At 29.3% G+C, this 5,131-nt stretch carries 6 protein-coding genes; all 6 read right to left on the minus strand.

Going from position 1 to position 5,131, the window contains the following annotated elements:
* Positions 1-140 precede the first annotated feature (140 nt).
* A complete protein-coding gene (locus tag J7G74_RS16890; RefSeq protein WP_443081639.1) occupies positions 141-281 on the minus strand; it encodes an alpha/beta fold hydrolase in 141 nt (46 codons plus the stop codon).
* A gap of 141 nt (positions 282-422) precedes the next feature.
* Entirely contained in the window at positions 423-923 is a 501-nt protein-coding gene (locus J7G74_RS04685; protein ID WP_297132471.1) for a hypothetical protein, read from the minus strand.
* 76 nt (positions 924-999) lie between these two features.
* Positions 1,000-1,308: a DUF4387 domain-containing protein gene (locus J7G74_RS04690; protein ID WP_297132473.1), complete on the minus strand. Its 309-nt coding sequence runs from the start codon at positions 1,306-1,308 to the stop codon at positions 1,000-1,002.
* Positions 1,309-1,319: 11 nt separating this feature from the next.
* Positions 1,320-2,681, minus strand: a complete 1,362-nt coding sequence (locus J7G74_RS04695) for an acyclic terpene utilization AtuA family protein (RefSeq protein ID WP_297132475.1) — start codon at positions 2,679-2,681, stop codon at positions 1,320-1,322.
* 18 nt (positions 2,682-2,699) lie between these two features.
* Positions 2,700-3,947, minus strand: coding sequence for a methylaspartate ammonia-lyase (locus tag J7G74_RS04700; RefSeq protein ID WP_297132478.1), 1,248 nt, complete (start codon positions 3,945-3,947; stop codon positions 2,700-2,702).
* Between the two features lie 28 nt (positions 3,948-3,975).
* The coding region (locus J7G74_RS04705) for a methylaspartate mutase subunit E (RefSeq protein WP_297132481.1) at positions 3,976-5,131 on the minus strand (1,156 nt) is incomplete at its 5' end.

Below are 5,131 nucleotides of genomic sequence, written 5' to 3' on the forward strand. Positions count from 1 at the left end.
AAATACTAATTTCTTTCCCCTCAGTTATACTTTGGGGTCAGCCTATACAATAATGGTAACACACTTTCTTTATATTTTGTATAATTTTTAGTTTTCTAATTATTAATAAAATCTAGAATAGATTTATTTACTTTGTTTATTTATTCAGCAAATAAACCATGGCCACTTTCACATAAAGGTACTAATATTGAATTTTGTATTTCATCATTCATATATTGTTCAAACTCAAAAGGACATACCTTATCATGAGTACCATGTAGTATTAGTGTTGGAATTTTTATATTATCTAAATCATTAAATAATTCATAAAATCCACCTTAATATATTTTCCTCATATAATATATTAAGGGGGATTTTATTTTATTATTAAATATCAGTATATATTATTACAAAACATATAAATAATATAGTACTTAAAATAATTACAAAATAATATTAATGCCTTCTATAATGTATTTTCCTAAGTTGTAATCACACTTGCTCAAGTAATTAATATACTCTTTGACCTTTAACCATTTATAATCTTTGGGTAAATTTTCATTATAAATTATGTTCAAATTATCTATTATATCTAATAGTTCATTTTTATGCTCTCTATCTAAGTACAAATCATTTTTAATATCTTCGTTTAATTTTTTGATTCTACTTTCTTTATTTTTAAGTTCTTTTTTTATTATACTATCATTATATTGATTTACTAAATTATTATAAAAATGTTCCAGATTCTCAATCAAATTATCTAAATCTTTTTTACTATATTTCCAAACATTATCTTTTTTTAAATTTTCTAGACTTTTAACTTTATCCTTATTTTTGTCAATAACTTCTTCAATTACAATGGCAAGTTCTAATAAATCTTTGCTTGACATCATTTTTTTGCATCTTTTTATATCATTTTCAATTACTATAATTAACTCTCTCACTTTAACCTTCCTTAAATAACTAATAATTTTTATATTAATAGTCTACATAGGGTTAGTTTTATTTTCAAGAGTATATTTAAAATTCTATAGATAAAAGAGGTGCATGTTGTTGAGCTCCATAAACATCTGTTTCTCCTAAGTCACCAGAACATATTGGTCTTTTTATTGTGATTTTAATAGCATTTGCTGGTTCAAATTCTACTATATTTATAATGTTTTCTTTATTTATCTTATATAATTTAGAGATTAAATCTTCATTTATTATTTTTTTACTACAAGCTATTTTAAAGTCATCATTAGTTTTGAACATAATATCCATTGTAAGCTCATATGGACCTGAATTTTTACTTCTTATAATATTTGTAATATCAGTTAATTTAGTCAAAATATCCCCTCCTATATATTTAAATAATCAATGGTAAATAAGCTTTCTAAATTATCAACTTCCATTAGATGATAGATACTGAAATTATATACTTCTCCTGCATGGAAATCACTAGGTGAGTAAGGAAAAGCTAAATTTCCTGCTGTTGCCTTTCTTCCTTCATATCCAAAATGAAGCATAGAAGAACGAGCAAAAGCACAAATTGTATCTGCTTCTTTTTGAGTATCAGCCACAGCTTCTATTATAACCCCTATTTCGTGGCAATTATTTGTTGTTGGAGTTGGTTCTATATCTCCCATTACTCCATTTTTACCATATATATTGAAATTTAAATAATAGTTTATATCCTTTGATTTAAAGTTATCTTTTACTCTTTCTTTTACTCCTTCAATGATTTCATCTATTTTTTCAATCATAATAGGATCTCTTGCTCCTGCTATAGATACAGTTCTATATCCTATTCTTTTTGCTCCTTCTAATTTTATAGTATAGTTATCAGATTCTACAAACCTACTTCCATGAACTTTTACAATATTATCACTTTCCTGTTCAAATTTACAATTTCTTAAGTCTAAATGACCACCTGGTCCTGGAAGAATATATGGATTTGTTTTTTCATATAAAGTGTGTGCTGCTACGGAAACTGTAGTACATTTTCTTATAGGATTAAGTGGCTCTAATCTAAAATAATCTTCTCCAAGATATCCAAACATGCAGTCAGATCCACTACCTGGTGTAGCACAAATTGATGCACATTCTAATATTTTGCCAAGATGAATAGCTAAACCTTTGTCATATCCATTATAAATTGCAGGTGCCGCAAACACTGATGGGTCATAAGTTCGTCCTGCAAGAATAACTTGAGCCTTTTCTTCTAGTGATTTTATAAATGGTTCTATTCCCATTTGGCCAACTATTCTAGTAGTTTTATCTATGTCTTCTTCTGTTAACGGTGGAGCAGGCTCTAATGATTTAATTTTATTATTTTTTAAAGCTTCTTTTATATCATCTTTTGAAAATTCTGAATGAATTAATGCCAACTTAAAATTTAAATTTTTTTCTTTAGCTATCTCATCAATAATCTCTTTGCACCAATTTAAATGTACCTCGGCTCCACTGCCTCCAGCAGTTCCTATTATTACAGGAATATTATTTTCAATACCAGAGCTTATCATAATCTCTAAATCCCTTTTTACTGCATCTCTATCGGTAAAAGAAACTCCTGCTCCTAAATAATAAGGACCTGGATCAGTTGATCCCGCATCAACAGCAATAACATGAGGTTTTCTCTTTAATCCCTCTTTAAAAGAATCTTCAGGGAAACCATATCCTAAAATAGCAGTAGTAGATAAAATTCTATATTCTTCTTTCACTTATACCATCTCCCCTAATTATTTATTAAAAATACTTTCCAAAGATAAAATTCTTTGCATTTCATTAAAAACTATCATATAACCTTCATCAACACCCATACCAGGTTTTGCTAATATTTGATCAGGTTTAGTCGCCATAGCAATATGAGCACAAATTTGTGCAGAACGATCTGTTTCATTACAAGTTCCACCTTGATAAGCACCTATATTTTTATTTTTGCAATATAGAACCGCTTCTACAATATTATTTATACCACCTAAATCAGGTGTTTTTATTTGTACCATATGACCAGCTTTATTATCTGCAAAATATTTTATATCTTCTAAAGTATCACACCACTCATCTGCCACTATATCAACATTTATACCTTTATCATCTATTAATTTAGTTATTTCTTTCAAAGCTAACATTTGTTTTTCTCTATCTTCCACATCAACAGGACCTTCAATTCTAAGCTTAAAAGGTGATGCTACTTTTTCTAATTCATCTAGATATTCTACTATCCCTTCATAGTTATCATTTCCAAAAATAGTTCCTAAAGTTCCATAAACATCTATATGAATTACAGGTGAGTAGTTATCATTATTTCTTATTTTTATAATTCTATTTCTAAGCCATTCAACATATTCTTTTAGTATTTCTCCATCATACCCTAGCTTTTCTTGTACATTATTTATTAAAGCATGAGGCATTACTTGTGCTTTCTTTATAATCATTTTGTCTGCATTTTCATAGCGAGCATCTCCTGATTGCGTAAATATTGGAATAATTTTACCCGAAACATTAGTAGAATACTCTTTTGCTATAACATCACACATCAAAATATGATTTGATTTTGCAACTGCATCTAGTATAGCTTGTGTAACTCCATAACGAATGGCTGTATGAAGTTTTTTATTATTTACTCTAATATCTTCTATTAACTCACATAACTGTTTAAAACTATCAGCCTCTTTACCTATTAATACAGGCTTTACATATTTATATATAATGGGAATAAAATCATCAGCTAAAAATAATGGATCACGTCCCCCTGCTCCACTGTATTGCACTGCTGCACAATCTCCAAAAGCAATTTGCTTGTCTTCTAAAACAATCATAACTGAGATTGATTCTCCAGATTGTCTTACACTTGTAAATCCTTCTGTAACAGGTTCTCCTATATAAGTAGCACCATCACTCACTGCACCTTTTTTTATAGCTCGTTGATCATCAAAATAAAATCCTGTACGACCTAATGAACAAATAACATCAACAATTTTCATATTAAAGCCCCCTATATTTTTATTTAAATTATCTTCTTGGACGACCAATAAGTGTTCCCTTACTTATTGCATAAACATCATCTATAACCATTTGGAAAGATTTTTCTCTTTTTTCATACTTTGCGCGCTCTTCTATTTTATTTTTATTAAAATCTAAAAGTTCTTTACTAAATGGAAGGTTTCCAGGATTTAAAATACGAATTGCTCCATTATTATCACGAGCTGGTAGTACTTTACCTTGTGTGTGAATAGAAGGAGCAAATGGAATATCAACTATTCCTGATTTAAAAGCACGTATAGTTCCAACAGCTATATCACCTTCACCTACTTCAAAACATTTATCAACTATGGCACGAGTTTCTGCAGCTATTATATATTTTTCATCTTCAATTTCTTTTGTGTTTAATTCTTGATCTTTTAACATAGATAAAACTTGTTTTGTTGCTTTCAAACCTTGTGCATTAGCTTCCATTGTAGGTACACCTATAGCCTCGTGAGGCGTTTTCACTATTACTTTTGTAGCTTTTGATAATGCAGCTACTACACTTCCCCAAGATATGACTCCAAAGGCTTTAGGTTCATCTTGTGGGAAACTTCCCATCCATTGGTGTAATACAGTAGTTACAAATGCATCATCATGATTATTTTTAATTAAATATTCATTTGTAAGTTCATCTAATACACGAATAGCAGCCACATCTTGAACTAAATTCCCACATTGACCATATCCTACAGAAATATTTTTAACGCCTTGTTCAGCTGCAAGCAAACTTTCTATTATAGCTACAGCATGAGAAATACAAGGAGGTACTAAAGTACCTGTTAATGGACCGTATGGCTCACGATTTATACTTATTCCTTCTTCTTCATAAATGCCTGTTAATCTATCAACATACTGCCAATCTATTATAGTTTTTTCTAAACTTACATTTTTAGCATAAGGTATATTATATGAAATGCCTCCTCCCTCAAAGCTAGTAAATCCTCCTGCATAAGTAATTTCACTTAAAAGTCTTGCATCAGGAGTACCATGCCTAACTTGAAGTGGGATATCTAAAGATTTTATAAGTCTTCTACAGCTTTCAACACCATGATTTACAGCAGGAAATCCGTTTAGCATTGATTTATTATTTTTTATAGATTCTATTATTCCTTTTTGAGCATCATCGTAACAGTTTTGTCTA

The sequence above is a fragment of the Terrisporobacter sp. genome (assembly GCF_017888745.1).
GTDB lineage: Bacteria > Bacillota > Clostridia > Peptostreptococcales > Peptostreptococcaceae > Terrisporobacter.

Excerpts from the sequence above, each read along its gene's own strand:
- J7G74_RS04700 (WP_297132478.1), bottom strand. The coding sequence starts at position 3,947 with ATGAAAATTGTTGATGTTATTTGTTCATTAGGTCGTACAGGATTTTAT.